Raw genomic sequence first — 5,448 nt, 5'->3', positions numbered from 1 at the left:
CTGATTAATATATAAGCTTTTTTCATTGATATAAAAATTTTTCCAAACATAAATTCTTATCATCTTGCGATGAACAAAGCTTTACTTTAAATCCTTTATCATTATCTTTTATAATAAAATCACTAATATTTTGCACTAATATTCCTTTTAAAACATTGTTTTTAGAAAAAGGATTAAGTTCATATTTTAATTCTTGATTTTCTAAAAAAAGAGTTAATTTTGCTTGCAAAGGCAAATAATGTCCTGTAATATTTTTATCTAAAAATAAATTTTCATTATCTATAATTAAAAATTTGTCAATATCATTTTGAAAAAGAGCATAAAAAAAATTATCATTTAAATCAAATAAATCTTTATTATTTTGATATTGAATTAACAAATTACTTTTTGGAGAATAATATCTTTTATTTTGATCTTTTAAAATAAGAGTAGAATTTATTATAATAGCTTGATTATCTTTTAAAGATAAAAGATTTTCTTTATCAAATAAAAAACAAGTTAAAATATTATCTTGTATTTTTGTTTTTAAGCATTTTTGAGTTATTCTATCTATATTAAGTAAAGCATATTTTAGATTTAAAATTGTATTTTGATTTTTTAAAGTTTCAAAATGATAAAAATAAATCTGAGATAAAATTTTTAAAATAATTACAGATAAAACAGAAAAAATAATTAAACCTAAAATAACTTCTAAAAGAGTAAAAGCTTTTTTCATTGAAAATAACTAGTATAATTTTTATCTTTAATATTTATTTTTTTTAATTCAAATAAACCATCGCTTTCATACTCCTCTAATAAATTTAAAGAACCTAAATTTGAAGTATTAATTAATATATTTTTAACTTTTGGATTATCATATAATTTTTCTTCTAAATTATAAAGTCTTTGAAAAAAACTTAAAAATTCATAATTTTTATAAATTTGTATATAAACTAAATGCAAGGAAATAAAAATAAAAGATAAAATTATTATACAAAATATAAGCTCGATAAAAGAAAAAGCCTTTTTCATCTAAGATGAACTAGAATTTAAAGCTTCCATAAAAGCAGATCTAATGGCATATTTTTCTAAGGTCTTAATACCTTTAATAGTAACACCAGCAGGGGAGCAAATTTTTTCTTTAATTAAAGCCGTATGTTTATGTAACAATAATTGTGTAAAACTTTCAAAAAGACCTTGTGTAAGTTTTATACTTAAATCCCTACTCAAACCCTCACAAACACCTCCATCGGCAATACTTTCAGCCACCAAAGCTAAAAAAGCTGGGGCGCAACCGCTAATTGCCATTGCAGCATTCATTTGCTTTTCATCGTTTAATTCGTAAATATTTCCAAAAGTTTGCAAAATTTGAAGAATTTCATCTTTAAAATGTGAATTTTTAATTAAATACGGGGTAGCAGAAGCTTTATATTTTGCTGCAATATTAGGCATAATTCTAACATAATTTTGCGCTTTAATACATTTTAAATCATCAAAAGAAATATTTGCTAAAACAGAAATAACAATCCTAGCCTTATATTTTAAAATATTTGCCATATCTTTTAAAGCGTGGGGTTTAAAAGCTAAAATAATATTTTTATTCTCTGGATTAAAATCTTTATAAAGTAAAGTTTTAAAACCTTGTTTTTCTAAATTGATAAGTTTTTCTTTGCTTCTTCCTACAATATTAACTTGATATTTTCCATATAAACCTTGAGCTAATGCGCTTGCCATAGCTCCATTTCCTAGAATATAAATATCTAGCATTTTTATTAGTTAATATTATTTTTTTATATAATCAGAAATTTTTTCTGCTTGAAAAAAACTAGGATAGTTTGTAGAATCTAAAATAACTTGAACCATACTATTATTATCTAAATTCATCACCACTGGGGCTAAAAAATTAACAGTTGAATCTTCTATAGTATCACTTATAGCTACTATATTATAAACTTTCATGTTTGATTGGGGATTTAACGCAAGTAATTCTTGGTAATAGGTTGGAATATCAAATTCATAATCAGGACGAATTAAATAAGGATTAATAAGAACAAAAGAAAATTCTTTACCATCAAGACTTTTTAATCTTACAAATACTTCATCGATAGTTGAAAATTCCATATTTTTAGTTTCTTCAAAACCTAATATAGGACATTTAACAGCCAGGGTCATTTTTTCTCCTCAAGTTTAACTTCGGATATTCTAACATAAATAAGCAATAATAATTCCAAAAAAATTAAAATTGTTTATCTAATTTTATTATAATTAATAAAAAAATAATTATAAAATGATTAGAATTATAGCAAAAATTTAACAGGATATAGAATTTATATTATGATGAAAAAAAATATTTTATTATTAGTTTTTATTTTAAGCCTTTTTTTTAGTGCTTGTAGTGTCAAAAATTCCAATGAGCTTTATAATCTAAATGCCAAAGAATGGTATGATCTGATTATTAAAGATTTAAAAGATAAGGATTTAGAAAAAGCTGATACTCATTATAATGGTATGGCAAGCGAACATATCTCAGATCCTTTACTTGAAACCGTACTTATCATTCTTGCACAAGCTCATATTGATGAAGAAGAATATCAATTAGCAGATTTTTATCTTGACGAGTACAATAAAAAATTTGGTACTTCTCAAAATATCGATTACATTCATTATTTAAAAATTAAAGCAAAATTTGATGCTTTTTCTCAACCAAATAGAAATCAAGCTTTAATGTTGGAAAGTCAAAAAGAAATAGATAATTTTCTTAAAAAATATCCTTATACAGAATACAAACCACTAGTGCAAACCATGCTTACAAAATTTAATCTTGCTATTTTTTATCTAGATGATACGATAAAAGATCTTTACAAAAGATTAGATAGAAAACAAAGTTATGAAATTTACAAAGATCGTATCGAACATTCTGAATTTTTCCATAAAAGTATCATAAAACCAGAACTTCCTTGGTATAGAAGTATATTTGAAAGTTTTTAAGGAAAGAAAATGCAAATTGAAGAAATTCAAAATTATCCAGCTATACTTCCTGTTTTAGTTGAAGATGAATTATTTTTATATCCTTTTATGATTACACCTATTTTTATAAATGACTCCCAAAATATGAAAGCTTTAGAATTAGCAATAAAAAATGAAACAATGCTTTTTGTCGCTCCATCAAAATTTGGTAATGGAAGAAATTTTGATGAAATTTTTGATTGCGGGGTAATTGGAACGATTATGAGAAAGGTTCCTTTACCAGATGGACGCGTTAAAATATTATTTCAAGGCTATGCTAAAGGAAGAATAATAAAACAAATCTCAAATAAACCTTTGGAAGCTGAGATAGATCTTATACGAGAAGATTTTTTAGAAGAAGCGAAACAAGAAGCTCTGCTTAATGTTTTAAAAGAAAAAATTAAAATTTTAACTAATATTAGTCATTATTTTTCTCCCGATCTTTTAAGAACTATAGAAGAAGGGACTGATGCATCAAGAATTTGTGATTTGATTTTAAATACTATACGCATCAAAAAACAAAAAGCATATGAATTTTTTATTCAAACTAGTCTTGAAAATAAACTTTTACAATTAATAGATCTTATAGCTCAAGAAATTGAAACAAATAAAATTCAAAAAGAAATTAAAAATAAAGTTCATTCACGCATTGATAAAGTCAATAAAGAATATTTTTTAAAAGAACAACTAAGACAAATTCAAAAAGAACTCGGTAGCGATACGCAAAAAGAAGATGAAATAAAAGAATATTACAAAAAACTAGAGCTTAAAAAGAAATACATTTATGAAGATAGCTACAAAGAAATTAAAAAACAAATAGAAAAATTTGAAAGAATTCATCAAGATAATTCAGAAGCTTCTATGATACAAACCTATATTGAAACTGCCCTTGATATACCTTTTGAAAAAATATCAAAAAGAAAACTTGATATTAAAGAAGTTTCCAAGCAATTAAACCTTGATCATTATGCTCTTAACAAACCTAAAGAAAGAATTGAAGAGTATTTTGCCGTAAGAGAACTCTTAGAAAAACGTAAAATTGCTGATAAAGACGGAGCTAAAGTGATTCTTTGCCTCTATGGTCCTCCAGGTGTTGGAAAGACTTCTTTGGCTAATTCAGTTGCGAGAGCTTTAAAAAGAGAATTGGTGCGTATTGCACTAGGGGGGCTTGAAGATGTTAATGAGTTAAGAGGACATAGAAGAACTTATATAGGAGCAATGCCAGGACGCATTGTTCAAGGACTTATAGAAGCTAAACAGATCAACCCTATAGTTGTTTTAGATGAAATTGATAAGTTAAATAGAAATTTTAGAGGCGATCCAAGTGCTGTTTTGCTTGAAATTTTAGATCCTGAGCAAAATACCAAATTTAGAGATTATTATCTTAATTTTAATATAGATTTAAGTAAAATCATTTTTATTGCAACTGCTAATGATATTAGCAATATTCCTGGTCCTTTAAGAGATAGAATGGAATTTATAGAATTAAGTTCGTATACACCTAATGAAAAATTCCAAATTGCTAAAAAATACCTTATACCTAGTGAAATCAAAAAACACGGTCTTAAAAGTAATGAACTAAATATCAATGATAGCACAATAGAACTCATAATCAATGAATATACTAGAGAATCAGGCGTAAGGAATTTAAGACGCAAAATCGCTGAACTTTGTCGCAAAAGTGCAAAAAAACTTCTCTTAGAAAATATTAAAAAAGTAAATATCAATCAAAAGAATCTTAAAGAATTTTTAGATAAAAAAGTATATGAAATTCAAAAACGAGAACAAAAAGATCAAATTGGTCAAGTTAATGGACTTGCTTGGACTCCAGTAGGTGGAGATGTCTTAAAAGTTGAAATCATTAAAATTAAAGGCAAAGGAGAACTCATCCTAACAGGAAGTTTAGGAGATGTGATGAAAGAATCCGCTAAAATAGCATTTAGTGTAATAAAAGTTTTAATTGATGAAAAAAAATTAAAAATCCCTCAAAAAATGTTTTATAACACAAAAGAAAGTATTTACAATCAATATAATTTACACATTCACGTTCCAGATGGTGCCACTCCAAAAGATGGACCAAGTGCAGGTATAACAATTAGCACAGCAATTGCTTCTATATTTAGTGGAAAAAAAGTAAAATGCGATGTTGCTATGACAGGAGAAATTAATCTTAGCGGAAAAGTTTTGCCTATAGGAGGGCTTAAAGAAAAATTAATAGCCGCTTATAAAGCAGAAATTAAAACAGCCTTAATTCCTAAGAAAAATTATGAAAGAGACTTAAAAGATATACCTAAAGAAGTTCTTGACAATATGCAAATTGTTGCTGTTGATAGCTTTGATGAAGTTTTAAAATACGCCTTAATTTAAAATCAATTTTATTATAAATAAAAAAATTTTTATTTATAATATTTTATATATTTTTATCAATTTTAATAAAAATTACACAACTAAATACCCTAGTAA

6 protein-coding genes are annotated in these 5,448 nt (G+C 25.4%); 2 read left to right on the top strand and 4 right to left on the bottom strand.

From position 1 onward, the window contains the following. Positions 1–22: 22 nt before the first annotated feature. From JG677_RS06790 to fliW, 4 genes are read right to left on the bottom strand one after another with little or no spacing between them, the layout of a single operon-like run. Complete coding sequence (locus tag JG677_RS06790; RefSeq protein ID WP_200169560.1) at positions 23–715, bottom strand: type II secretion system protein; 693 nt, start codon at positions 713–715, stop codon at positions 23–25. Then, on the bottom strand, positions 712–1,011 hold the full coding sequence (locus JG677_RS06785; protein WP_200169559.1) for a hypothetical protein: 300 nt from the start codon (positions 1,009–1,011) through the stop codon (positions 712–714). The genes JG677_RS06790 and JG677_RS06785 overlap by 4 nt, the downstream gene beginning before the upstream one ends. Continuing rightward, on the bottom strand, positions 1,012–1,746 hold the full coding sequence (locus tag JG677_RS06780) for a pyrroline-5-carboxylate reductase (protein ID WP_200285884.1): 735 nt from the start codon (positions 1,744–1,746) through the stop codon (positions 1,012–1,014). Between the two features lie 15 nt (positions 1,747–1,761). Continuing rightward, on the bottom strand, positions 1,762–2,151 hold the full coding sequence (gene fliW, locus JG677_RS06775) for a flagellar assembly protein FliW (protein ID WP_200169557.1): 390 nt from the start codon (positions 2,149–2,151) through the stop codon (positions 1,762–1,764). A gap of 165 nt (positions 2,152–2,316) precedes the next feature. Between fliW and bamD the strand changes: the two genes are divergently transcribed. Together bamD and lon are read left to right on the top strand one after the other, a co-directional pair. Continuing rightward, entirely contained in the window at positions 2,317–2,967 is a 651-nt protein-coding gene (bamD, locus tag JG677_RS06770) for an outer membrane protein assembly factor BamD (protein ID WP_200169556.1), read from the top strand. A gap of 9 nt (positions 2,968–2,976) precedes the next feature. Further along, a complete protein-coding gene (gene lon, locus JG677_RS06765; RefSeq protein ID WP_200285882.1) occupies positions 2,977–5,352 on the top strand; it encodes an endopeptidase La in 2,376 nt (791 codons plus the stop codon). The last annotated feature ends 96 nt before the right edge of the window (positions 5,353–5,448 follow it).

Origin of the sequence: Campylobacter sp. TTU-622 (assembly GCF_016598965.1) — a bacterium.
In the GTDB taxonomy this organism is placed as follows: Bacteria; Campylobacterota; Campylobacteria; order Campylobacterales; family Campylobacteraceae; genus Campylobacter_D.
The sequence above is the reverse complement of the archived record's forward strand: the minus strand, read 5'-3'. Positions and strand labels throughout refer to the sequence as shown.

Coding starts and splice junctions, on each gene's coding strand:
- JG677_RS06785 (WP_200169559.1), bottom strand. CDS start 1,011: ATGAAAAAGGCTTTTTCTTTTATCGAGCTTATATTTTGTATAATAATT.
- JG677_RS06790 (WP_200169560.1), bottom strand. CDS start 715: ATGAAAAAAGCTTTTACTCTTTTAGAAGTTATTTTAGGTTTAATTATT.
- JG677_RS06780 (WP_200285884.1), bottom strand. CDS start 1,746: ATGCTAGATATTTATATTCTAGGAAATGGAGCTATGGCAAGCGCATTA.
- lon (WP_200285882.1), top strand. CDS start 2,977: ATGCAAATTGAAGAAATTCAAAATTATCCAGCTATACTTCCTGTTTTA.
- bamD (WP_200169556.1), top strand. CDS start 2,317: ATGAAAAAAAATATTTTATTATTAGTTTTTATTTTAAGCCTTTTTTTT.
- fliW (WP_200169557.1), bottom strand. CDS start 2,151: ATGACCCTGGCTGTTAAATGTCCTATATTAGGTTTTGAAGAAACTAAA.